This is a genomic window from Chitinophaga rhizophila (genome assembly GCF_019492185.1).
GTDB lineage: Bacteria > Bacteroidota > Bacteroidia > Chitinophagales > Chitinophagaceae > Chitinophaga > Chitinophaga rhizophila.
Genome location: NZ_JAICCF010000005.1, coordinates 111,047 through 135,186 on the forward strand (window position 1 = coordinate 111,047; position 24,140 = coordinate 135,186).

Genomic DNA, 24,140 nt, shown 5'->3' on the forward strand with positions numbered 1-24,140 from the left:
ATCGATGGAATTGATCTGATGGCTGTTTGTTGGCTATAAATGGTATATTATTAAATGTTTCTTTCGCTAACGTGTGTGGACAAATTTAACAGTCCGGTATAAGATGGAGGGGATGGGAATGTTTTAGATTAGGGTAGCAAATGTTAACTGGCGGGTGTTTTTACCAGTAAAACTGCGGATTTCAGCGGGTGCAATTTGTTAAAGGGTAGTTTTAAGAGAATGGTTGACGGGGTCATGGAAGATGATCGGGAGGGGTAAATGCTGTAGAAGTAGAATCTGGTAATATAGTATCAGTGGTAAAAAGGATAGGAAAATGTAACTGGTTAACATTGAGAGATATAGCCTGTTTTGGTATACTGGATACTGTAAGGACGAACAAGGGACGAACAAGCGGCGAAGAAGCGACGAACAAGCGACGAACAAGCAATATCACCGGGAGAGTGTAATAGCGATACTATTTTAGCTATTTGGTCCAAGTGTGAAGACGTTTGGATCAGATAACTTAAAATGCAGTCAGATTCGGTAATCCGGGACACTATAAAGCTCTTACGTGGCAAGCTAATAGATGTGATAACAACTGTGACTATATGTTGGGGAAAGGATACTCCTGTTACCGGTACACAACCATCTATTCAAATACTGACAAAATGTCTGAATCGGTCAGAGAATGATCGTAAAAAGCCCGCCGGTATCTTCCGCCAGGCTTCTTTACCTATCATATCTTCTATCATCCCTTGGCCGCTTCCTCTAATACCCTTATATCCAGCTTATCCATCTTCATCATTGCAGCAGCTGCCCGTTGCGCTTTCTCACGATCCTGATCCTGTAATAACTCCTGCAGACCATTTGGCACCACTTGCCAGGAAAGCCCGAATTTATCCTTTAGCCAGCCGCATCTGTCCTGCTGTCCGCCTGCAGATAGCGCATCCCACAATTTATCTACTTCTTCCTGTGTCTCACATCTGATAAACATGGACACTGCCGGCGTAAATGAATAGTGCGGTCCGCCATTCAATGCAATGAACTCCTGCCCATCCAGCGTAAACTCTACCGACATTACTTTTCCCTCCTGACCCGGTACGCCTGGAGGATAACGGCTGATCTTACCAATGGTTGAGTTTTTAAAAAGCGAGGTGTAGAGCTGAGCTGCCTCTTCGGCTTGTCCGTCGTACCAGAGGAATGGCGTAATCTTTTGCATAACTGATGATTTTAGGTGTTTTGATACAGCAAACTTACTGCTGATACGGAACTCAGGTGCGGGGTAAAAAGGACTTCCTGAAGGGGGGATTCTGCCAGGTATCTTTAAGTTTGTATTACGGGTAATTTACCGGTACTTTGCATGAAGCGTTAACTATGGAAACTACATTCACACAAATACCGCTTGACATACACCAGCGTCTGGCACTCGAAGCTAACCCGATCAGTATTACAGAACTGGCTGATGGTGGATACCTCCTCAACTTTAATAAAGACCCTCACGTTATCAGACTGGATAAACACCTTCGCCAGATCTGGAAGAAAGATCTGCAGGCTCAGACGGCAGATTACGTGAATTGTATTGTTACTGCAAGTCCTGACGGTCAGCAAATGGCTATTGCCGGTAAAGACAATATTCGTTTATTCGATATGGATGGCCAGCTGGAATGGGTGTTTCCACACGAAGCATGGAACAGCTTTCTAGGTTCGTCATGTACTTTTTCTGCCGACGGACAGCTCATCTGGTTTATTGTACCTGCCAGCTCTGCGATGGAAAATGATATATTGTATGCGGTGCGCCGGAAGGATTACAAAGTGCAGGATACCTGGATGATGGATGGTAACCAGGAGTTTAATTACACGATTCACCCTGCTCCGGATCAGGAGTCAGTACTTATTTCAGCTGCCGCCGGACAAGACAGCTGCCTGCTCTTTAAAGCCTCTCTGAACGATAGTAAAATAGAATGCATACTGCTCAATCAGGCTACTGACAGGATCATGGGTTCATTTACCCCTGATGGTAGTGAATTTGTGACGGCTCCGCATTATGACGATGGCATTATTGTATATAATTACCCGGATTGTCAGCCGGTAGCCACAGTAACGCAGTCAGAGATCTTCAACGGAAGAGATGAATATCCCTGTGAAGAAGACTGTGACAACCTCGATTATGTGGTAGAGTATATCAGTAATAAAACTTTGCTGGCCTTCTCCCGTTTTGGCAGGTTGTTGCTGATAGACAGGCAGCATATGCAATGTATCGGAGAATTACTACCTGAACAATGTGAGATCAGGGCATACGATCTGGCCGGACGTCCAACTACAGATCCCGCAAAAGTGATTGATTATGCAGGAGAAGTAGTGACCGTTTGTGTAAACAAGCAACAACAGTTAGTAATGACGCATAACGCTGGAGAAGTACGGTTGTATAACCTGCCGGAAGAGCTTTTCTAGCGCTTGCCCGGCTCTCCGGCAAAGTTCCCTTTAGGGTAACCGTCCGGAGTTTTTACTTCAAAGTATTCATCAAAGTCTTCCGGATCTGTGGTTGCATATAGTTGGTTGATGGTATTGAGGAATGTGGTCAGGTCCGGGGCAATAGTATCCCTGTCATTATCCGCATGCCAAAATTCGATCAGCTGTCCTTTGATGCCGGTAAATACCCCGGTAGTATCGTAGCAGATGTAGTCGCCTCCGCCATTGTCAAACAAGGGTATCCAGGCAGGATGCCACCAGTTTTCCATTTCAAAGTCAGTACCTATCATACCGGTAAGTTCTTTGGCGGTATCTAACGCCTGTTCCAGGGGCAGGAACATGGAGTTATTCACAAAGGCGTCGTACGCATCTGCCTGCTGTCCGTTCTTCCATTGATACAAGGCACGGAGATCCGAAGGCAGAGTAATACCATATGTTTTTTCCAGTGCGGTAATAGCATCGGTTGATAAACCTGGCTGTAAAGTGATGTAGTAGTCTGCCCGTTTGGAACTAATGTACTGATCAAGTTTATTGAGGAGCGCCTGCATAAATTCCGTTTTAAGTGTTCTTATATGCTGAAGGCAATACGCCATATTCCAGTTTAAAATACTTCGCAAAATACTTAGGATTATTGAATCCTACTTCATAAGCTACTTCTGCTATCGTTAGCTGACTCTTACCCAGTAACTGAGCCGCCCTTTTCAGGCGGATAGAACGGATAAATTCCAGTGGTGTTTTCCCTGTGATGGATAATAACTTTTTATAGGCTGACACCCGGCTCATGTGCAGTTCCCTGCTTAATTCTTCTACAGAGAAGTCTGGATTGGAGATGTTTTTCTCTACTATCTGCAGGGCCTGTTGCAGGAACAGCTCATCCTGGGAAGATATGGCTATCTCTTCAGGATGGGCCTCTATATGCTGTTGGAAGGTCTTCTTCAGCGATACCTGCTGTGAGGTAATATTCCTAAGCCTCGACAACAGTACTTCGTAGTTAAAAGGCTTTGTGATATAGTCTGTGGCTCCGTTATCCAGCGCTTCCAGCTGATCTTCCTCTGAGGCACGTGCCGTGAGCAATATTACCGGCAAATGCGCCAGTTTCTGTTGTTGTCGTATGCGCCGGCATAGTTCCAGTCCGTCCATTTCAGGCATGTTGACGTCGCTGACTACCAGGTTAGGCACGGTTCCCTGCAATAGTTCCCAGCCCTGTTTGCCGTTCGCGGCGTCCACTATATGGAAGTGCATGCCAAGGTTATCCTTCAGATAGAAGCGGAAATCTTCATTGTCTTCTACCAGTAGCAATACCGGTTTCTTACCTGCATAAGGTGCTGGGGCCTTGTCTGCCGGTACTGCTGCCGACAGGATGTTGGTGCTGACCGTCGGCGTAGTTACCGGTTCTTGTGTGAGGCCACGAACAGGCAACAGGATGATAAAAGTACTACCCATACCTGGGGCGCTATCTACGGAAATAGTCCCGCCATGTAGCTTCACAAATTCCCGGGTGATGCTCAGACCTATACCGCTACCCTGGTTAACCAATGAGCCAGGGATATCGTGTTGGAAGAACCTTTCAAAGATACGCTCCTGTTGTTCACCAGGTATGCCAATACCGTTATCTTTGACCATAATAGCCAGCATAGCTCCATGCTGCAACTGTACATCGACGGAGATGTTGCCATGTTCCGGTGTAAACTTGAATGCATTACTCAGCAGGTTGAAGATGATCTTTTCGATTTTGTCAGGATCATATTGCATATGCAGTTCTTTAACACTGCTATGAAAGTCCAGGTGTATCTGCTTCTTTTCCGACAGATCGGAGAAGGAAGTGGTCAGTTCTCTGATAAAGGATACTATTTCTCCTTCAGTGGTATGTAGCTTAATTTCCTGCACCTCCATCTTACGGAAGTCCAGGAGCTGGTTAACGAGATTCAGCAGGCGGCGGGCATTGCGCTGCACCAGTACCAGTTGCTGCTGGATGTTGGACTCTACGCCCTTGCTGATCATCTTTTCCAATGGCGTAATGATCAGGCTTAATGGCGTTCTGAACTCATGACTGATATTGGTGAAAAAGCGGATTTTCAATGCATCCAGTTCGTGAATACGCTGTGCCTCCTGCTTTTCCTGCTCAATACGTGAGCGCAGTCTTTCCCGTTCCAATACCACCCGGCGGGCCAGTATCAGCGCACCAATAATCATTAGTGCATATAGTATAAATGCCAGCGGCGTTTTCCAGAAAGGAGGGAGAATAGTAATATGTAGCTCCAGCGGGGTAGTTGTCCAGATACCATCGTTATTGGAGGCTTTGACGCGGAAGATATATTCTCCGGGATCAAGATTGGTGTATGTAGCCTTCCGCACGGCACCATCTGTTGTAAGCCAGTCGCTGTTGAACCCCTCCAGCTGATAGGCATACTGATTCTTCTCCGGATGGAAGTAATTGAGTGCAGCAAAGGAAATCGAGAAGACGTTCTCCCTATACTTCAGGGTAATCTGTTTTGTATGAGTGATAGACTGTTCCAGCAACTGATGGCCGTTCAGCATTTCACCAGGTAATATGCTTTTGTTGAAGATCTGGAAGTCAGTAAATACGACCGGTGGAATGGTTGTATTCACAGCGATCTGGTGCGGATAGAAGATATTAAAACCGTTACCGCCGCCGAATATAATCTCTCCTTTACGTGTTTTAAGTGCAGCATTCTCATTGAACTCTCTGCCTTGCAAACCATCTGATTCATCGTATTGTTTACAGCTGATTTTGAAGACCGGGCCGCGTTGTAGTAGTGCAAGGTTAATAATACCATTAGTAGTACTCATCCACAAAGTGCTGTCACTGTCTTCGAGGATATTCAGCACGGTATTGTCGGGGAGACCGTGTTCCTTCCGGAGGATGGTAATCTTACGGGTAATAGGGTCATAAACATTCAGGCCCTCATGTGTGCCGATCCAGATCAGTCCGCGACTATCTTCAAAGAGGCAGATTACATTCCGGTTACTCAGTCCGCCGGCTTGTTTATCAATGCTGCTGTAATGCGTGAAACGGCCGTCATTACTCATGACGTCCACCCCGTCAGCAGTACCGATCCATATATTTCCGGCTTTATCTTCCAGCAGGGCAGATACGTAAGGAGAGCGGATAGAATTGGGGGCTCCGTTGGCAAAATGCCGGAATGAGCCTGTTGCCCTGTCCAGGATGTTTAGTCCGCCGCTAAGTGTACCTACCCACAGGCGTTGTTTACTATCTTCAAAGATCTCCCAGACGCTATTATCACTCAGACTGGCAGGATCGGCAGGGTTATGCTTGTAATGTGTAAACTTGTTACCGTCAAAACAATCCAGTCCGCCGAAATAAGAACCGATCCAGAGTTTTTCCTGTTTGTCTATCCACAGGCTTACGATAACATTGCTGCTGGGCGAGTTAGGATTGCCAGCATTGTGAAGGTATTGCCTGTAGGTATTACGGGTACGGTCGTAATAGATCAGTCCACCGCCGTTGGTGCCGATCCATAGGTTACCGGCAGCATCTTCTACGAAGCGGTTCACGTCATTATAGGGCAGCGTGTTGGTCGTGAATGTTTCATGCTGGTAGAGCGGGAACTTTACGATATTCTCATGATAATAGCAGATACCTTTTTTATACGTCCCGATCCAGATAATGCCGGTATTGTCCCTGTACAGGGCGTTGATACTGTTCTGACTCAGGCTTTTAGGGTTTTCACTATTGCTGGTCAGGTATTCAATTGTCTGCCTGTTTTTGTCAATAATATTGATCCCGCCATGATCAGTTCCGATCCATATCAGGCCTTTGTTATCCTGTACTACACCACGTACGATATTGTTATTGAGGCGCAATGCACCGGTGTTCTGGTTATAGTGAGTAAAGGATGCGGTACGTTGTTGATAGTAATAGATACCCTGGAGATCCGTGTTATTGATGATCCAGAGATCGCCATCGTTATCTGCCATCATCTGGTATTCCTGCTGGTTGCTGCGTCCGTTCTGGGAAGGCAGGGCAGTATGGAACATGGGTAGGTATGTGCGTGCATCCAATTCCTGGAGGTAGCCGTTTGCTAACAGTATCCAGATATGGCCGGATGGGTCTTGTGCCACTGCGGCTACAGGTCCGCTGTTCTGCAGTGCGATCTTCCTGGCTTTGTTAGTAGTAGGATTGTAGGTGAATAGTCCATTTTTGGGTAGCACAAACCAATAGGTACCAGTATTATCCTGCATGATCTGACTGACAGAGTCGCCGGGTATACCGTAGCGCTGAAGCGTAGGACGTACATTACGTTCAAACTTGCCACTTTCAGGATGATAGATATTCTGCCCGTTACGGTGTGTTATCCATAGTAGTCCTTCCGGACCTTCCATCAGATGTGTAATGAAGTTGTCAGAGAGGCTGGCCGAGTCGCTGATATCCTGACGAAACACTTTAAAGTTGTAGCCATCAAAACGATTAAGTCCTGACATGGTGCCAAACCACATAAAGCCCTGGCTGTCTTTAAGGAGGCAATTTACCTGATTACCTGAGAGTCCCTGAGTGATATCTATCCGGGTCAATTGATACTGTGAAGATATGCTTTGTCCCTTCAGCCACATTGGCAAACACACCAGCAGGAGTAGAATGAGTTGTTTTATGTTCACTTGTATAATAACGCGGATATATGTTTCTGCAAAATAAATGTCGATCCTACAATATAGAGCCTCTGGTTTAAATAAAAAAAGAAAGGTCGAAAGAATTCGACCTTTGTGCTAAAATTCCACGTTATGGTACTCAGGTCCATAAAAAGTTTAGCTATCTATGCTTAATATTATTTTAACAGAATATGATGAAATTATGTTGATGTTCTTCTTTGATTCTTTGGCTGATCAGCTATCGGTCCGGGTTTCGTCCATTTGCTCACTTCTTTGGGTCAACATCACCTGATCCCGGCAATATATGATTACGGAGCAAATGTAATGCCCCGTTAAGTGATTACCAAGGTTTTGTTCTCTTTTTTTGCGCAATCGTTTGCATTCCCCCCTTAAAAGGGCTAAACTTGCCTATTATTGTATTTGCTTATTTTGTCACGGATATGAAAAGAACAGGTCTCTCTTTATCACTGATATTAGCCTTAGGGGCGGGTCAGTTACATGCACAACAGACAGATAAAAGATTAACGCTCTGGTATAATGAACCGGCAGTTGAATGGTCGCAGGCGCTTCCACTAGGCAACGGAAGAGTAGGTGCTATGGTATTTGGCGGTACCAGGGAAGAGCTGATCCAGCTGAATGAAGCCACGTTGTGGTCAGGCGGTCCGGTCAGTAAAAGTATTAATCCGGATGCCGCTACGCATCTTCCTGCGGTGAGAGAAGCACTATTCAAAGAAAACTACCATGCTGCCGATAGCATTCTGCGTAAAATGCAGGGCGCATACTCACAATCATTCCTGCCTTTAGGAGATGTACGCATCCGCCAGCAGCTACCAGATACGCTCGTATCTCAATACTATCGTGATCTCAACATTGCTGATGCAACTGCTACTACGCGTTTCATAAGCGGTGGCGTCACTTACACACGTGAAATGTTTATCTCTGCTCCAGACCAGGTCATTGTGATCAGACTGAAAGCCAGCAAGAAGGGTGCATTGCAATTTACCGCAGATCCTTCCAGTCAGCTGCACTATAAACTGACTGTTGCCGGGAAGAAGGAAATTGCCATGAGCGGTAAAGCGCCTTCACATGCTGACCCCAACTACGTAAACTATAACAAGGAACCAATTAAATATGAAGCGCCTGGAAGTTGCAATGGTATGCGGTACCAATTGCGTATGCGGGTAATCAGTGCAGATGGCCAGGTTACTACAGATACTACAGGTATTGCTGTAAAAGGCGCAACAGAAGCGATTTTGTTGCTCACTGCTGCTACTAGCTTCAATGGTTACGATAAATGTCCGGATAGTGAAGGACTGGATGAAAAAGCGATTGCCGGTACGCAACTGAACAAAGCCAGCTCAGTACCTTACGCTACCTTGCTGAAACGTCACAAGCAAGACTACCAGCAGTACTTCAATCGCGTAGCTTTCAGCCTCTCTGGCGAGGAGCATGCTGCACTGCCTACCGACGAGCGGTTGCGCCGTTATACTGCGGGAGGAAAAGACCTTTCTCTGGAAAGTATGTACTTCCAGTATGGCCGTTATCTGCTAATCTCCTGTTCCCGCACACTGGCAGCGCCGGCTAACCTGCAGGGTATCTGGAATAAGGAGTTACGTGCGCCGTGGAGTTCCAACTATACTATCAACATTAATACGCAGATGAACTACTGGCCGGCGGAGGTTGCAAATCTGAGTGAAATGCAGCAGCCCCTCTATCACTTGCTGAAAGCACTTGCTAAAACGGGCGCTAATACAGCCAAAGAGTTCTACAACACAAGGGGATGGGTAGCGCACCATAACACAGATATCTGGGCTATTGCTAATCCCGTAGGCGACAAAGGCAAGGGAGATCCTCAGTGGGCTAACTGGATGATGGGTGGCAACTGGTTATGCCAATACCTGTGGCAGCATTATAATTATACCGGTGATACAAAGTTCCTCCGTGATACTGCCTATCCGATTATGAAGTCGGCAGCTCTTTTCAGCCTGGACTGGCTGGTGAAAGACCCTGCTTCCGGTTACCTGGTGACTGCCCCTTCTACATCTCCTGAGACTAAATTCTTACTACCGAACGGTACCCAGGAATCTGTATCCGCAGGTGCTACTATGGATATGACCATTATTCGTGAACTGTTCAACAATGTTATTAAAGCCGGTGAAGTATTACAGATAGACAATGCACTGCGGGACTCCTTACAGGTAGCCGCTGATCGTCTGTATCCGTTTAAAGTTGGTAAAGACGGCAGTCTGCAGGAATGGTCAAATGACTGGCCGGCTGCTGAAACTGAACACCGCCATATTTCCCATTTATATGCCTTATTCCCCGGTGATCAGATCTCTCCGTCAGCCACACCTGAACTGGCTAATGCAGCAAAACGTACGCTTGAAATTAGAGGTGATGGCGGTACCGGCTGGAGTAAGGCCTGGAAGATCAACACCTGGGCAAGACTGGAGGATGGCAACCATGCTTATAAGCTGTTGCGTGAACTACTCACATTAACCGGTAAAGGATCGGTTGATATGCACAATGCCGGTGGTACTTATGCTAACCTGTTCTGTGCGCACCCGCCTTTTCAGATAGATGGTAACTTTGGTGGCACATCCGGTATTTCCCAGATGCTGCTAAATGGCCAGTCGGGTATGATTCGCCTGCTGCCTGCCTTACCTGACGCATGGGCAACCGGTGAGGTAAAGGGACTTCGCGCCTTTGGTGCACACACAGTTGATATGAGCTGGAAAGGGGGTAAACTCACCCGTGTTACGATTCACGCGGATAAAACCGGTACCTGTTACCTACTGAGTAAGAACAGGCTGAAAGCGGGTGCTAATGCGCAATTATCCCCTATGAAACCGAAAGATGCGTCAGCAGGATTTCCTTATGCGCTGAAAACTACCGCTGGTAATGTATATACCTTACTGGCAGCTGAATAGATTAAGTGAGATAATTAATATAGTATGTCCGACAAGAAGCGATTAGCTTTAATATGTGAAGATCCCGCCAATCTGTTTGATATGGCGAGAAATGAAGACAGCAACCTGCTGCAGGCTCTTAACAATACAGGCTGGGAAGCAATTGCCAAAGACTGGAAAGACAGTTCAACAGACTGGCGCTCATTCGATCTGGTAATCCTGAAGTCGCCTTTTGATTACCATAACCGGCTGCCAGACTTCACTCACTGGCTGCAGGAGTTATCTGCTGCCAATGTTCGACTACTGAACCCGGTGTCCACCGTATTATGGAACGCTGACAAGCATTACCTGCAAGAGATAGCTGATGCAGGCTTTGATATTATTCCTTCCACTTTCCTGGAAAAGGACACGGCAGCAGATCTGCCTGGCCTCTTTGATAGATTAGGTACAGACAAGATTATTGTAAAACCGTGTGTAAGCGGTGGGTCAAAAAATACATTCACGCTCATAAAAGGAGAGACAGATCTCCATACCCATGTCTTGAATGAACTGCTACCACAAGCAGCTTTTATTGCGCAGCCGTTTATGAAAGAGATTCATGACGGTGAGTGGTCAATGCTTTTCTTCGGAGGCGAGTACAGTCATACGATTGTGAAAAAGCCTAAACAAGGCGATTTCCGTGTACAGCCGCAATACGGCGCTACCATACACGCAGTCACTCCTGCACCGGGAGTTGTTGAGAAAGCAACAGCGCTGGTGCGCCGCTTTGCCGAGGGCGCACTGTATACCAGGGTAGATGGTGTATTGACAGGCGGCAAACTGGCGTTGATGGAGCTGGAGCTGATAGAGCCACTGTTGTACACCGTGTTCGAGGAAAACAGTATCCCCCGATACATTGCTGCTTTGGATAGGCTTTGTAAATAGACAGGAAAAATGCTGATATTTGAGGCAGGCCACACCGCGTGGCCTGCCTTTTACTTTGCACAAATGGGTAATTTCAATAGCCACACAGACTTTTTCGATATCAGCTATCTGCAATACGGCTCTGCTGTACAACAGGAGGTCTTCTCATTGCTGAAAGCATCCGGCATTCTCGGCATGCTGTCTACCTGGCAACCGGTGCTTGCCGGCACTATCCCTATCGGGGTCAATATACCTGGTAGTGATCTGGACATCCTGTGTTCTTTTACAGATAAGGAACTGTTCATGCAGGATATCACCAATCTGTTTGGTGAAGAAGCTGCATTTACCATCACAGAAATGGTCCTCTATGGCCACGACTGCGTGGTCGCTAACTTTGACAAAGAAGGTTATCCGATTGAGATATTTGCACAAGCCTTGCCAGTACAGGAACAAATGGGTTACAGACATATGCTGATTGAACACCGCTTATTGTTACAATATGGCGAAAGTTTACGACAGCAGGTCATCCGGTTGAAACTAGCAGGCTATAAAACTGAACCTGCTTTTTGCGAAGCTTTGGGTATTCGCGGTAACGCCTACCTCGAGTTATTGAAACTGGAAGATTCTACCTCCTCGTTGTAACTGCATAAAAAACAAAGAGAGCTGCTCCTGGTAGAAAGCCGCTCTCTTTGTTTATAAGGGACTAGTATAAAGTGACAAGTGTCGCGTTTTCAGATGAGCTGTCATTTTCTGCATCGTAGGGAAGACGATTTTGCAAAATCTTACTGCTGTTGCTATAGTTGCTTCAGATAGTATCTTTCACGTGGAAACGTCATCAATTACGCTGCTCCTGCTATCTGGCTTAGCGTTGCCTGATGCACAATAACCGGCATCTAACTCTTTACTCTTACATATGTTTCGATAATCTGATGGTCCACGTTCAGACTGTCAATCTTTTCTTCTCCACTCTGCACAATTGTATCCTGGCTTACTTTCATCTTAAATGTAAAATCTTTGTCCTCCCAGCCCCTGTAGCTGCAATATATCAGGTGTTCACTATAAGTATCGCCGGCCAGGGTATAGGTACCACTGCCAGATCCGAAGACGGCGGTGGCAGAATCAGTACCATGTTGCAGATCATGAGTAAAGAAGGCAAAATGACTGTTATTGAATATCTTGATTGTTTCCTGCCCGGATACAGGTGCGGTCACCGTAGTATCGCCTTTTTCAATGCTTTTTGCACTGATCAGTTTCCAGGTACCGGTAATACGGGAACCATCCGTCGCTGCCTCCGCAGGTGCAGCCGGCTTGTTTTCACAGGACATTAATAATGTAACGGCAATTGCTATCAGTGGAATACATTTCATATGGATATATTATGAGTTTACTTCAAATATAGTGAATGGGGCAAAATCTTCACATAACAGGAAAATTATTTGCTGCTCTCCTGTACTTAGTTTTTATACATGATAAGTAAATGCCGGTGTTTCGCCTGATAAGGCTGCTGTTATTATGCCACGGCATAGTTTTTAGATGTGTGTTAGTATGATAACGACGGAGGAACAAAAACAGGTCGCCCAGACGTTTTACCGTGAGGCGCTGGCGTTGCTTGTAGAAAGCAAGCTTGATTTTATGCTGGGTGGCGGATTCGCCCTGTTCAGCTATACAGGACTTTACCGGGATACCAAAGACCTGGATATATTCTGTACACCCACTCAGTACACGGATATACTAAAGCTGTTCTCATCACATGGGTACCAGATAGAGCTGACGGACGTACGTTGGCTGGCCAAAGTGTACAAAGATGAATACTATATTGATCTTATCTTTAGCAGTACCAACAACATCTGCGTCGTAGATGAAACCTGGTACGCTAATTCAACGGAGGCTGTCGTCATGGACCATACCGTTAGACTTATCGGTGCTGAAGAACTGATCTGGAGTAAAGTGTTCATCCAAAACAGGGAACGTTTTGACGGTGCAGATGTTAACCATGTTCTACTTCGTTATGGTAAACAACTCAACTGGGAAAAGCTATTGCACCGCCTCGACCCGTACTGGCACCTGCTGCTTTCACAGATCATCAACTTTCAGTTCGTGTATCCATCAGACTATGCCGAAATTGTGCCCCGCTGGCTCTTTGATGAACTGGTAAGACGTGCAGCAGAACAATACGATATTCCGCCATCACTGGAAAAGGTCTGCAGAGGGCCATTAATAGATCAGACACAGTATGCCATTGATATCACAGACTGGCATTATAAAGGAATGACTATAAAAACGGTTTAATATGGACGCTGAAAATAAGAAGGTAAGGATCGCTGCTGTGGCAGACATACATGTAACGGATACAGATAAGAACAAGTGGGTTGATTATTTTAAAGAGATATCCCGCCAGGCCGATATCCTGGTGATCTGCGGAGACCTCACTAATACCGGTGATGAAAGCGAAGCGCAGATACTCAGCGATGAGCTGAAAGCCTGCTCTATTCCTGTTGTGGCCGTGCTGGGCAATCATGATTATGAAAAAGGCCGCCAGAAGTTAATCAGACAAACCTTACAGAATGAAAACGTACATATCCTCGATGGGGAAGCAGTTGTGATACATGATGTTGGCTTTGCTGGTGTAAAAGGTTTCGGCGGAGGATTTGACAACTATATGCTTTCTATGTTTGGTGAAAACGCCATGAAAGCCTTCGTACAGGAAGCGGTGGATGAAGCTCTTCATCTGGACAGGGCACTGGCAAGAATAGATCAGCAGCACGAACATCTCAAGAAAATAGCAGTATTGCATTATGCGCCTATGCAGGAGACTGTTGTCGGTGAACCAGAAGCTATCTTCCCTTTCCTTGGCTCCTCCCGTTTGGCAGAACCGCTGATACGCCGTCAGGTGACTGCCGTATTTCATGGCCACGCGCATATGGGTACGCTTGAAGGTACACTGACAGGTGGTGTGAAAGTGTATAATGTGGCTAAACCGGTATTAGTGAAGGCTGGCTATGAACTGCCGGTCTATATGCTGGAAGTCTAATGCCTTGTGTCTATTCCAGGAAATATTTTCTACCTGCGCCGGTGTATATCATCGGCCTTTTTTTATTATATATCGCGTTTGTGCTCTGATGACAAAGCCACGATCTCTTTAATCTTGTCATCAAGCCTGTTCAGGCCTTCTTCCAGCTTTCGGGTATATACCAGGTCCATGTCGCAGTATTCGTCTTTAATGAGGCCGATAAGGCTTTGCACGGAGGTAAGCGGTCCCCTTAACTCATGCGCCTGTATGAACGCAATCTTCTCCAGCAACTCATTTTTACGTTCAATACGCAGTCTGTACAGATAGGCTTCGGTAATATCCTTCATCACAGTTGTAACACCGATAATGTCTCCCTTGTCATTGCGGGCAGGATTAAAAGTAATCTGCCACCAGGTATCCTGGATTGCATATACTCTGCGGAAATCCATCGTGATGGCCTGCCCGCTAAGCGCCGTATTGAACCCGTGAAAAAAACCTTTCTTATTCGAGTCATGAATAAACTCATCCACCCGCTGATATAATGTTATCTCTGTATCATAATGAGTTATAGACAGGTCATACGCTGCCTTGTTGAAGTAGAGTATCTTCATCTCCTTGTCCAGCAGGATAAAGTTATCGGACAAGCTTTCAAAGAACGCCTGCAGCCTTATACCATACTCCATCAGTTCTGCTGCATCCTTCTTCTCCCGTTCGTGTTGTGCTTCCAGTTCCCGCTTAAAGCTATTGCTCGCAAACACGATATATACCAGCGCCAGTACATAAGAGCCGAACAGATCTATCATTTTATCTGTCTTGTTGTCGTAAGTGCTGATAATAGACTGTGGATAGTACAGCTCGGTGAAGATAAGCCCTGCCGGAATCACGATTCCCAATATCATCCACAGTATGTATTTCTTCCTCGCCGATACATTCAGCGCCAGCTGAAACGTGGTGTAAAACAGCAACAAGCTGGGACCATTAATCCCGGCATTGACGTAATAGTTGAATATCAGGCCACTATATACGGCCACTACATACCAGACTATGATCTTTTTATACTGGCGGAACTTCCGCGACAGCACATAGAAGAATAACTGTACGCAAAATAACACCGATACCAACAACGCTGCCTGCATTTCATTGATAATCAGATTGATTGCGATAAACGCTGAGAGAATGGCCAGGGTGATGATACTCGTCAGGTTGAACATCCTATGCCCAAAGGAAAACACCTCTCCCGAACCCAATAAACGGGTACGTAAAGAGTGATGGCTTTCTTTATAGGACTTCTTCCTTGTTGGCATATTGAGGACAATTCAACTGAAAAGATAATCAATTAATGACACAAACATATTAACTATTTTGTCAATGGATAAGTATATGTCGGGAAATACCTGAAATCAGGGGTGAACCTATTTCAGGATCAGTACCGGCTCCTGCGCATTCCGGCAGATAGCATCTGAAATACTCTTATGTGTCAGATAATACAGAAAACTATGTTTACCCGGTAATGAGATAATCAGTTGGATATTATTCTCCTGGATGAAGTTCAGTATACCATTGATGATATTTTTATCATTACTGTAACGGATCTCATGAGGGTAATCCCTTAACCTGTCATGCACGTGGGCCTCTGCCGCCAGCAATTGCTCGTCCGGTTGCAGATACCTTTCTTTCGGATCTACATTGAATACCAGTAGCTTACTGTTTTTCCACTGGGGAGGAATCTGTAGTGCCCTCACTTTATTCAACGAGTCAAGCGCCGCATAGTCACATGGCACCAGGATGTTCTGTACCGGCTGATACTGGTAAGTGGCAGGTACAATCAATACCCTGATCGGACTGGCTTTCGCGATTGAAATAAGGTTTCCGGCAATGAAACTGCCGCTGGAATAACTGAAATTGTCACTACCCAGTACAATCAGTTCCGGCGATTCCTCACGTATCACTTCCATAATGGCCCTGAGCAACGGCGCTTCACTGACCATAGCAATAACATTAACGCCACGGGTCTTGAGCGATATTTCACGTGAAATGTCTTCCAGCCTGTCAGTAGCCTGCTCCCGCTCCCTTGCCATGTAGTGCGGACTGACAGGGGCATACTCCGCCGAAACAACAATATGATCAAAAACAGTGTCGTAGAAGGTCTTTAACAGGATAATGCGGTCATACCCATACGCCTTCGTCCACTCAATGGCAAAATTAACAGCGTTGTCAGACGTGGCGGAGAAATCAACAGGAATCAGTAATGTTTTCATAACGATTTCATTTTTCTCTCATACTAAGTTAAGTTTGTCCTGCTGAAATCAGAAAAAAATATACCGGTTTCTGTTGCAACTGCACCTGAAAACCAAGCTGGTAGCAGCTCAAATCAGCCATATAAACTTGAAACTATGAAGATATACCAGGAATCATTGGTGCTGCGGGAACGAAGAAGAGGTTTCCACCTGATCACAACCGAAGTGTTGCAGGCTATTCCACAGCTCAGAGATATCAAAACGGGCATGTGCCAGGTATTTATTCAGCATACATCCGCATCGCTCACCATAAATGAAAATGCTGACCCTACAGTAAGACAGGACTTTGAAATGTATTTCAGCAAAGCGGTACCTGAAAACGATCCTGACTATGAACATGACTACGAAGGGGCGGATGATATGCCCGCCCACCTGAAAGCGGCAATGCTGGGCAGCTCCGTCATGATACCTGTACGTAACGGCAATTTCGCATTAGGTACCTGGCAGGGTATCTATCTGTGCGAACATCGCAATGCGGGCGGTAACAGAAGGTTGGTGATCACTGTATGGGGAGAATAATAAAACGAATAATTACACATGAATTTATATAATAAGCTGATTCCTGCCTTCCTGCTGATCCTGAGTACAAGCATTACAACAACAGCTCAGAACCTGCAAGCGGATGTACAACACTATGATATATCCCTGACCTTAAGTGACAGCACCGACAAAATAAGTGCAGTAACGGGCATTACTGTACGTTTTAAAGAAGATGCCCGCGAACTGTGCCTGGACCTCGTCGGCAGATCCGGCCGCGACACAGGTATGGCTGTGTCAATGGTAACAGAAGGTAAAAAGCCTGTCGCCTTCCGGCAACAGCGGGAAAGCGTACGCCTGCAGATCCGCGCGAAGAAAGGCGAAACGCATACCTACCGTATTGCCTACAGTGGTATACCTGCCAACGGCCTGATCATCTCCACCAACATGTACGGCAAACGTACATTCTTTACTGATAATTGGCCAAACAGGGCCCACTACTGGCTGCCTTCTATAGATCATCCTTCCGATAAAGCAGCCGTTGATTACACCATCATCGCGCCCGATCATTACAATGTAGTCGCTAACGGACTGAAGACGGAAGAGACAAATCTTCCCGGCCGGCTGAAGCGCACCCGCTACCAGGAAAAGGTCGTGCTGCCTACAAAAGTCTTTGCTGTAGGCGTGGCCGACTTTGCCATAGACCATCCCGGCGATGTGAAAGGGATTCCTGTTTATACTTATGTATATCCCCAGAATAAAGCGCGTGGCTTTCAGGACTATGCCAAGGCTGTCGAAGTGCTTGATTTCTTCATCGGTAAACTCGGCCCTTATGCTTATAAAAAGCTGGCCAATGTGCAGTCTAAAACGATGTTTGGCGGTATGGAAAACGCAGGAGCTATCTTCTATGAAGAAGAATCAGTAGGCGCTCGTACTATAGAACCTCTTATCGCACACGAGATTGCCCATCAATGGTTCGGTGATGCAGTGACTGAAACCGGCTGGGAACACGTATGGCTCAGCGAAGGATTTGCTACCTATATGACACACGTCTACATGGAACACAAATACGGGGCAGATACGCTGGCTGCAGGTATGAAAGCTGACCGCAGAAAGATTATCGCCTTTAACAAACGCCGCCACACACCTGTAGTAGATACTTCCAGGCAGGGTGGTTACATGCAGTTGCTCAATGCTAACAGTTATGAGAAAGGTGGATGGGTGCTGCACATGTTACGCCGTCAGGTAGGCGACAGCCTTTTCTGGAAAGGTATCCGCAGCTACTTCGCTGCATACAATGGTCGCAACGCTAATACCGACAATTTCAGACAAGCGATGGAACAGGCAAGCGGACAGGAATTGACAGCCTTCTTCCAACAATGGCTGCATACGCCCGGCGTACCTGTGCTGGCGGTACGCAAGGGGAACGACCCACATACCATGGTGGTAGAGCAATTGCAGGAAACACTGTTCTCCTTTCCGCTGGAATATAAAGCAGACAACAATCCGGAGATACAGCGCATCCTTATCAAAGATCGCGTTACTATGCTCAGTATACCTGGCGCAGAGCTGATTCATATCGATCCGCGCACAAACTTGTTAATCGAAGACAGGTTCGAGTAATAGCAACAACCGTCAGTACATACAGGACGCCGGATAGTACGATGATCAGGCATCCTGATTGCCTATCAATAAATCGCTTCGCCTTGCTGAAACGCTTCCCGCTACTATTGTTGCTGGCTATGCTGCTGCTCCATGCCGGCTACCGGCATGATACTTACCTGTTCGTTGGTGCTTATAACACAGCGAAAAACAAAGAGGGTATCCACATCTACCATATGAATAGGCAAAGCGAAGAACGCCGGCGTCTGTGCTCATTGGCTACGCTTCCTCCGTCTGCACGCTATGCCAGGAGAATATCTGCGTAACTTCCTGATTGATCCTGCAGGCCAGTTGCTGATCGTGGACAACCACATCATCGGCAATGTGATTGTCTTCCGCAGCAATAAGTAAACCGGTCTGCCGGCAATCACTGGTGTCCAAGCAAAGATAACAGCGCCTTCCAGTTTACAGATACCTACTTACACTAACTGATCTGCATATATGAAATATTTACTGCTTGCAGGGTTTATTATTACAACCTTAACGGTCCGGTCGCAATCTGTGGTATCCCTTGCCGATAGCATCCGCAGGCAATACCAGATCCCGGGAATGGCCTTCGCTGTTGTTTCTTCGGATAGTGTGCTGGCCTGTCATTCGATAGGCGTACAGCGTATGAATAAGGAATATCCTGTAAAAGCCGGCGACCGTTTTCATATAGGCTCAAACACCAAAGCTATTACTGCGTTTATTGCCGCCTTATTGGTGAAGGAAAATAAGTTACAATGGAATACCACATTTCTGTCCATGTTTCCTGAACTGCGCTGGCGCACGCGCTATGTCTATGATACCGTTACACTAGCCAATCTGCTGACCTTCAGAGGCCGGGTACAGGGGTATACATATACCTCATCCACGCCGGCATTTACCGACTTGCATGGCGACTATGCGGCGCAACGGAAGCAGCTGGCAGCCAACTTCCTGACACAGTCTCCGATGAAGCTGGACGCTAACAAAATGACGCCTTCCAACGTAGACTACATCATGGCAGGGTTAATGCTGGAAAAGGCCGCAGGGAAGCCTTATAAAGAGTTAGTGGCTGATCTGGGCCGACAGCTGCACATAGACTTCCAGTTTGATTATCCCAACCTGAAAGATACACTACAACCCTGGGGGCACAACGAACAGCTACAGCCTTTACGGCCATCTGTAGACTACAAAATGAACTGGCTGCTGGCGGCAGGTAATATCAACGTCAGTCTGGAAGATTATCTCCGCTTTATACAGCTCCCGCTAAAAGGTCTGAAGGGTAAAAGTGCGTTGCTGCCACAGCAAACCTTTGAGCAGCTATTGTATAGTATGCCGGTGTTTTCTTATGGTTGGTTTAATGAAACTGATCAGGAAACCGGCCATCATATTGCTGCGAATGAAGGTAATGCGGGTGCATTCATTACAAAGGTACAGGTGATCAGGGAGGCAGACAGGGCATATATTATCTTTACCAATGTATCTTCAGCGGCTGCACAGGAAGGCATCGCGGTACTGCTGAAAGCTCTGTCAGTGCGTTATGGCCGATAACATCTGCGAAAGCGTATCTTTGATAATGTACGATCAATCACTGCTATGGAATATGTTTCAAATCCGGCACTGCATGGCCTGCAACTACCTTTTGAATGGAAGGGAACACCTGTCGATGGGCAGGGACGATTTGTCAACTATGAGTTTCCGCATCGATATAGTCTCAGAGATGTGCTGAAATGGCGTCTTCAGTCTAATCCCCAGAGAGCGGAAAAGAAACAGGAACAATGGCATCCTGCTATAGATAAGTCAGCAGCCTTTCTGCACGCTCCCGATGATTGCATTGTATGGCTGGGACATGCTACTTTCTTTATCCGCCTGGCGGGTATTCAGCTATTGATTGACCCTGTATTCTATAATATTCCGCTGATCAAACGGAAGGTGACATTTCCTATTGAACCTGCTCACCTTAAAGGGCTGGATTATGTGCTGATTTCTCACAATCATCTTGATCACTGTGATAAACGCAGTCTGCAGCTGGTGGCAGATAACAATCCAGGTGCGACTTATCTCACCGGGCTCCGGATGGAATCCTTGCTGCACAGGTTTACCAACAGTAATAACATTCAGGCGGCAGGCTGGTACCAGCAGTATAACACGGATGACCGGATAAAGATCTGCTATCTGCCGGCAAGGCACTGGACGAAAAGGGGCCTACGGGATGTGAACCGGCAATTATGGGGTGCCTTTGTGATACAGGGCGCAGGAAAGACAATCTATTTCGCTGCCGATTCAGGTTACGGCAGCCACTTTACAGATGCCGGCCGTATCTTCCCGCACATAGATTACTGCATCATTGGTATCGGTGCATATAAGCCCGAATGGTTTATGGCTCAAAGTCATGTGTCTCCGAAGGATGCGGTGAAAGCCTGTAATGATATGCATGCCGGTGTAATGATCCCTATGCATTATGGTACCTTCGATCTGGCAGATGAACCTATGGGAGATCCGATATCGGCCTTGTTGCACCTGAAGCAACAGGAATACATACATGGTCGCCTGGAAAACAGGAAAATAGGAGAGATGTTACCTATATGACTGGCAATTGAGGAATTTTGACAGTTTTCGTGTAAAAAACGGTTTAGGCCTCCAAAATCAGAAAAACGTGCTGGCACGTAGCTGATTCCTGGTGCAATATACTGGCAAAAGTACTCCGTTCGAACAAGGGACGAACAAGCGACGAACAAGCGACGGCCAAGCGACGAACAAACACCCTAAAAATACCCCTGTCTTTCCGTGGTCAAAAATCACCTTTCATAGCACGTGCTCAATTTTGTGTTTTTAAGCCCCGTTAAGAGCGTCCGCAGGCAATGCAAACTGTCTCCTGTAATTTCAGGTATTGGGCCGGAGAAAGGCCTAAAAAGTGGTTAAAATCGCGAATCAAATGACTCTGGTCATAATACCCTCCTTCATACACCATCTCAAACCAGTCCACCGTCGAAGAAGATTTTCCCTGCAACCGGGCCAGTGTCTTTTTAAACCGCTGATAACGGCTCATCTCTTTTGCACTATAACCCAGGTATTTCTTGTACTTCAACTGAATATTACGTTCACTTTGTCCCCGCTTATCTGCAATCTCCTTTACCGGATTAATCACACTATCATTTTCGCTGTTATTGACAATATCTTCCGAGTCTTTGTCACGCTCCTGGATATAAATTGCTGCAAATTCCAGCAGACTTCCAACCCGCTGCTCCATATCCGGCAATGCCTTCAGCTCCTGCCACACGTCAGCAAAACAGTGATCGCCCTGTAGCTCATCCGGATGCAGCAGGAAGTCAGTATACGTTTGCAGATGTCTTCCAAAGAACCGGTAGAAAGCATCCTGTTTGAAGTTCGCTACCAGCATTTGCCCCTGCGCCGGAATAGTATATTCAAGCGCCAGTTTCACCGGTCCGATGACCAGGCTGTTGTCAATAGCCAACGGTTGTTCCGCCGCCGGCTTAATGTAGGCCGGCGCTCCGAAATTAAACACCAGAATGGTCTGGAACGTAGGGGAGAGAATGCGTGTAACAGCTTCCTGCTGCTGATTGATGATGTAATAAAACGGGTCAAAAATGTCCTGCCATTCTTTCGGAACGGCGATATGACCAGTGAGATATGCTGAAGGGGTTTGCATGTGACGAAGATAAGGAGGATATTACTTGTCCCAATCAGCTCATTAGATGTTAGAACCCTATGGCACAAATTGTATCATTTATGGCATTTGTGCCACCCCAAAACAATCCTACCTTTAACCTGTTCAAGCAATTGTATGCCGGAAAACCAAAAGAAATTAATTGTTATCGTACCTATGCCAGGTACTTATTTGCTGGATATAGCCGGTCCGCTGGATGTCTTTACCGCCGCAGATAAGATGTTATCTGAAACCGCTGCTGATAATGATATTGGCTATGAGATCGTCCTTGCCTCTCCGCTGAGTACGAGGAAGGTAGCTACTAAGGGTGGATTGGAATTTACATGTCCGGCGAAGGTAGATGAACTGGACCGGCCGATTGACACACTGATCGTCGCTGGCTTTTCTATAAGAAATCTTGAAACCGGCCGGCGTTTCTGCAACTGGCTGCATGATGCCTATCCGAAGATGCGCCGTATCGGTTCTGTCTGTATTGGCACTTATGCCTTGGCAGAGGCGGGCATACTCCATGGCCGGCAGGCGACTACCCATTGGGAACATAGCCAGGAGTTTCAACGCCGTTATCCTGACATACAGGTCGATACCAATCCGTTTTATACACGGGATGGCAATGTGTATACGTCCGGTGGCGTGGCTTCCGGGATTGACCTGGCACTGGCGCTTGTGGAGGAGGATTATGGCAGGGATATCGCTTTGGCTGCCGCCCGTAAACTGGTATTATTCCTGAAGCGAACTGGCTATCAGTCGCAGTTCAGCAGCTTATTGCAGATACACTCTATGGAGAACTCCATTGCCGGAAAACTGCAACCCTGGATGATGCAGCATTTACAGCATGACCTCACCGTGGAGGAACTCGCAACCCACAGTAATATGAGTCTGCGAAATTTCAACAGGGTATTCCTCCGCGAGACGGGCATGACGCCCGCCAAGTTTGTAGAAAAGCTGCGGATTGAAGTAGCAAGGAAATACCTCGAAGACAGCGATCTCAGTATGGAGCAGATTGCAGAGAAGTGCGGGCTGGGAGGAGTGGTATCCATGCGGCGCACATTTATGCGGCATATGATGGTATCGCCCAGCGACTACCGGCGCACCTTCAGAACATCATTACACACCGTTGATTGATCACTTAAAAATATACTACGATGAAAGTTGCTATTAATGGATTCGGACGCATAGGCAGAATGACACTCAGAGCATTACAGGATAAGAAAGGAGTGGAAGTAGTGGCTGTTAATGACCTGACAGATATCGGGCTGCTTGCGCATCTGCTCAAATATGATACCTCCCATGGTAAGTTCCCCGGCACTGTTACGCATGATGACCAGCACCTGATTGTAAACGGGAAGAAGATACTTTTATTGAATGAAAGATCTCCCGAAAAATTACCCTGGGACGCCCTGGGAATAGATGTGGTGATTGAGTCAACAGGCCGTTTCACAGAAAGAGAGCTGGCGCAGCAGCATATTTCCGCAGGAGCAGGCAGGGTATTAATTACTGCACCGGCAACCGGCAATGTAAAGACGATAGTGGCAGGCGTGAATGATGAGCTGATTACTGACGAAGATGAGATACTGTCTACCGCATCCTGTACTACCAACTGTATTGCGCCGGTATTATACCTGCTGGATAAGGAGTATGGCATTGCTTCCGGTTATATGAGTACAGTACATGCTTTTACGATGGATCAGATGTTGCAGGACGGGCCGCATAAAGATTACAGAAGAGCGCGTGCCGCAACACAGTCAATTATTCCTACAACTACAGGGGCGGCCAAGGCTATCGGCGATGTATTACCTGGGCTGAAAGGTAAGATGGACGGATTTTCTTACAGAGTGCCTGTGATAGATGGTTCTATTGCAGATATGTCCCTGAACCTGGTGAAACAGGCAACTGCCGCTGACATCAACGCATTATTCAAACACCATGCAGAAACGACATTGAAAGGAGTGCTGGAGTATACAGAAGAACCGCTGGTATCAGCAGATATACTGGGCAATACACATTCTTCTTTAGTGGATGCATCCCTGACCCGTACCATCGGAAACTTAGTAAAAGTAGTGGCATGGTACGACAATGAAGTGGGTATCTCTAACAGGATAGCAGAACTGACTGTGCAGATGGCACAACGGCTGACTGCTGCACATGCATAACAG

Annotated in this window: 20 protein-coding genes; 13 read left to right on the top strand and 7 right to left on the bottom strand. The window is 46.6% G+C overall.

The genetic code is table 11. The features are described from left to right. Positions 1–727 precede the first annotated feature (727 nt). Complete coding sequence (locus K1Y79_RS24750; RefSeq protein WP_220252900.1) at positions 728–1,198, bottom strand: VOC family protein; 471 nt, start codon at positions 1,196–1,198, stop codon at positions 728–730. A gap of 155 nt (positions 1,199–1,353) precedes the next feature. Here K1Y79_RS24750 and K1Y79_RS24755 point away from each other — a divergent pair, with 155 nt between their 5' ends. Beyond that, positions 1,354–2,430, top strand: a complete 1,077-nt coding sequence (locus K1Y79_RS24755; RefSeq protein ID WP_220252901.1) for a WD40 repeat domain-containing protein — start codon at positions 1,354–1,356, stop codon at positions 2,428–2,430. Here the strand turns inward: K1Y79_RS24755 and K1Y79_RS24760 are convergent. Further along, the gene (locus tag K1Y79_RS24760; protein WP_220252902.1) at positions 2,427–2,996 is read right to left on the bottom strand and encodes an SMI1/KNR4 family protein; all 570 of its coding nucleotides are present in this window, start codon (positions 2,994–2,996) and stop codon (positions 2,427–2,429) included. The genes K1Y79_RS24755 and K1Y79_RS24760 overlap by 4 nt on opposite strands. 10 nt (positions 2,997–3,006) lie before the next feature. After that, complete coding sequence (locus tag K1Y79_RS24765) at positions 3,007–7,086, bottom strand: hybrid sensor histidine kinase/response regulator transcription factor (RefSeq protein WP_317197503.1); 4,080 nt, start codon at positions 7,084–7,086, stop codon at positions 3,007–3,009. Between the two features lie 431 nt (positions 7,087–7,517). Here K1Y79_RS24765 and K1Y79_RS24770 point away from each other — a divergent pair, with 431 nt between their 5' ends. The 3 genes from K1Y79_RS24770 to K1Y79_RS24780 all read left to right on the top strand — a co-directional run bounded on the left by K1Y79_RS24770 (position 7,518) and on the right by K1Y79_RS24780 (position 11,531). Next, complete coding sequence (locus K1Y79_RS24770) at positions 7,518–10,007, top strand: glycoside hydrolase family 95 protein (RefSeq protein ID WP_236059832.1); 2,490 nt, start codon at positions 7,518–7,520, stop codon at positions 10,005–10,007. Between the two features lie 81 nt (positions 10,008–10,088). Beyond that, positions 10,089–10,910: an ATP-grasp domain-containing protein gene (locus K1Y79_RS24775; protein WP_220252904.1), complete on the top strand. Its 822-nt coding sequence runs from the start codon at positions 10,089–10,091 to the stop codon at positions 10,908–10,910. 9 nt (positions 10,911–10,919) lie between these two features. After that, positions 10,920–11,531: a DUF4269 domain-containing protein gene (locus K1Y79_RS24780; protein WP_220252905.1), complete on the top strand. Its 612-nt coding sequence runs from the start codon at positions 10,920–10,922 to the stop codon at positions 11,529–11,531. Between the two features lie 251 nt (positions 11,532–11,782). Here K1Y79_RS24780 and K1Y79_RS24785 read toward each other — a convergent pair whose 3' ends face one another. Next, entirely contained in the window at positions 11,783–12,256 is a 474-nt protein-coding gene (locus K1Y79_RS24785) for a lipocalin family protein (protein WP_220252906.1), read from the bottom strand. A 178-nt stretch (positions 12,257–12,434) separates the two neighbouring features. Between K1Y79_RS24785 and K1Y79_RS24790 the strand changes: the two genes are divergently transcribed. Then, the gene (locus K1Y79_RS24790) at positions 12,435–13,178 is read left to right on the top strand and encodes a nucleotidyltransferase (RefSeq protein WP_220252907.1); all 744 of its coding nucleotides are present in this window, start codon (positions 12,435–12,437) and stop codon (positions 13,176–13,178) included. Position 13,179: 1 nt separating this feature from the next. Then, positions 13,180–13,920: a metallophosphoesterase family protein gene (locus K1Y79_RS24795; RefSeq protein ID WP_220252908.1), complete on the top strand. Its 741-nt coding sequence runs from the start codon at positions 13,180–13,182 to the stop codon at positions 13,918–13,920. A gap of 65 nt (positions 13,921–13,985) precedes the next feature. Here the strand turns inward: K1Y79_RS24795 and K1Y79_RS24800 are convergent, their stop codons facing one another. Beyond that, positions 13,986–15,203: a PAS domain-containing protein gene (locus tag K1Y79_RS24800; protein WP_220252909.1), complete on the bottom strand. Its 1,218-nt coding sequence runs from the start codon at positions 15,201–15,203 to the stop codon at positions 13,986–13,988. Positions 15,204–15,311: 108 nt separating this feature from the next. Beyond that, on the bottom strand, positions 15,312–16,157 hold the full coding sequence (locus K1Y79_RS24805) for a universal stress protein (protein ID WP_220252910.1): 846 nt from the start codon (positions 16,155–16,157) through the stop codon (positions 15,312–15,314). A gap of 135 nt (positions 16,158–16,292) precedes the next feature. On the opposite strand from K1Y79_RS24805, the gene K1Y79_RS24810 reads away from it, so the two are divergent. From K1Y79_RS24810 to K1Y79_RS24830, 5 genes are all read left to right on the top strand, one after another. Further along, entirely contained in the window at positions 16,293–16,715 is a 423-nt protein-coding gene (locus tag K1Y79_RS24810) for a secondary thiamine-phosphate synthase enzyme YjbQ (RefSeq protein WP_220252911.1), read from the top strand. Positions 16,716–16,733: 18 nt separating this feature from the next. After that, entirely contained in the window at positions 16,734–18,296 is a 1,563-nt protein-coding gene (locus tag K1Y79_RS24815; RefSeq protein WP_220252912.1) for a M1 family metallopeptidase, read from the top strand. Positions 18,297–18,379: 83 nt separating this feature from the next. Then, the gene (locus tag K1Y79_RS24820) at positions 18,380–18,601 is read left to right on the top strand and encodes a hypothetical protein (protein ID WP_220252913.1); all 222 of its coding nucleotides are present in this window, start codon (positions 18,380–18,382) and stop codon (positions 18,599–18,601) included. Positions 18,602–18,776: 175 nt separating this feature from the next. Further along, positions 18,777–19,850, top strand: a complete 1,074-nt coding sequence (locus K1Y79_RS24825; protein ID WP_220252914.1) for a serine hydrolase domain-containing protein — start codon at positions 18,777–18,779, stop codon at positions 19,848–19,850. Between the two features lie 45 nt (positions 19,851–19,895). Then, on the top strand, positions 19,896–20,888 hold the full coding sequence (locus tag K1Y79_RS24830) for an MBL fold metallo-hydrolase (RefSeq protein WP_220252915.1): 993 nt from the start codon (positions 19,896–19,898) through the stop codon (positions 20,886–20,888). Between the two features lie 253 nt (positions 20,889–21,141). On the opposite strand, the gene K1Y79_RS24835 is transcribed toward K1Y79_RS24830, so the two are convergent. After that, on the bottom strand, positions 21,142–21,969 hold the full coding sequence (locus K1Y79_RS24835) for a helix-turn-helix domain-containing protein (RefSeq protein WP_220252916.1): 828 nt from the start codon (positions 21,967–21,969) through the stop codon (positions 21,142–21,144). Between the two features lie 135 nt (positions 21,970–22,104). On the opposite strand from K1Y79_RS24835, the gene K1Y79_RS24840 reads away from it, so the two are divergent. Beyond that, on the top strand, positions 22,105–23,109 hold the full coding sequence (locus K1Y79_RS24840; RefSeq protein WP_220252917.1) for a GlxA family transcriptional regulator: 1,005 nt from the start codon (positions 22,105–22,107) through the stop codon (positions 23,107–23,109). Between the two features lie 20 nt (positions 23,110–23,129). Beyond that, positions 23,130–24,137 carry a type I glyceraldehyde-3-phosphate dehydrogenase gene (gene gap, locus K1Y79_RS24845; protein ID WP_220252918.1) on the top strand — a complete coding sequence of 336 codons (1,008 nt, stop codon included), beginning with the start codon at positions 23,130–23,132 and terminating at the stop codon, positions 24,135–24,137. Positions 24,138–24,140 lie beyond the last annotated feature (3 nt).

Excerpts from the sequence above, each read along its gene's own strand:
- K1Y79_RS24840 (WP_220252917.1), top strand. The coding sequence starts at position 22,105 with ATGCCGGAAAACCAAAAGAAATTAATTGTTATCGTACCTATGCCAGGT.
- K1Y79_RS24785 (WP_220252906.1), bottom strand. The coding sequence starts at position 12,256 with ATGAAATGTATTCCACTGATAGCAATTGCCGTTACATTATTAATGTCC.
- K1Y79_RS24795 (WP_220252908.1), top strand. The coding sequence starts at position 13,180 with ATGGACGCTGAAAATAAGAAGGTAAGGATCGCTGCTGTGGCAGACATA.
- K1Y79_RS24805 (WP_220252910.1), bottom strand. The coding sequence starts at position 16,157 with ATGAAAACATTACTGATTCCTGTTGATTTCTCCGCCACGTCTGACAAC.
- K1Y79_RS24830 (WP_220252915.1), top strand. The coding sequence starts at position 19,896 with ATGGAATATGTTTCAAATCCGGCACTGCATGGCCTGCAACTACCTTTT.
- K1Y79_RS24790 (WP_220252907.1), top strand. The coding sequence starts at position 12,435 with ATGATAACGACGGAGGAACAAAAACAGGTCGCCCAGACGTTTTACCGT.
- K1Y79_RS24800 (WP_220252909.1), bottom strand. The coding sequence starts at position 15,203 with ATGCCAACAAGGAAGAAGTCCTATAAAGAAAGCCATCACTCTTTACGT.
- K1Y79_RS24835 (WP_220252916.1), bottom strand. The coding sequence starts at position 21,969 with ATGCAAACCCCTTCAGCATATCTCACTGGTCATATCGCCGTTCCGAAA.
- K1Y79_RS24815 (WP_220252912.1), top strand. The coding sequence starts at position 16,734 with ATGAATTTATATAATAAGCTGATTCCTGCCTTCCTGCTGATCCTGAGT.
- K1Y79_RS24750 (WP_220252900.1), bottom strand. The coding sequence starts at position 1,198 with ATGCAAAAGATTACGCCATTCCTCTGGTACGACGGACAAGCCGAAGAG.
- K1Y79_RS24770 (WP_236059832.1), top strand. The coding sequence starts at position 7,518 with ATGAAAAGAACAGGTCTCTCTTTATCACTGATATTAGCCTTAGGGGCG.
- K1Y79_RS24780 (WP_220252905.1), top strand. The coding sequence starts at position 10,920 with ATGCTGATATTTGAGGCAGGCCACACCGCGTGGCCTGCCTTTTACTTT.
- K1Y79_RS24825 (WP_220252914.1), top strand. The coding sequence starts at position 18,777 with ATGAAATATTTACTGCTTGCAGGGTTTATTATTACAACCTTAACGGTC.
- K1Y79_RS24755 (WP_220252901.1), top strand. The coding sequence starts at position 1,354 with ATGGAAACTACATTCACACAAATACCGCTTGACATACACCAGCGTCTG.
- gap (WP_220252918.1), top strand. The coding sequence starts at position 23,130 with ATGAAAGTTGCTATTAATGGATTCGGACGCATAGGCAGAATGACACTC.
- K1Y79_RS24810 (WP_220252911.1), top strand. The coding sequence starts at position 16,293 with ATGAAGATATACCAGGAATCATTGGTGCTGCGGGAACGAAGAAGAGGT.
- K1Y79_RS24775 (WP_220252904.1), top strand. The coding sequence starts at position 10,089 with ATGGCGAGAAATGAAGACAGCAACCTGCTGCAGGCTCTTAACAATACA.
- K1Y79_RS24760 (WP_220252902.1), bottom strand. The coding sequence starts at position 2,996 with ATGCAGGCGCTCCTCAATAAACTTGATCAGTACATTAGTTCCAAACGG.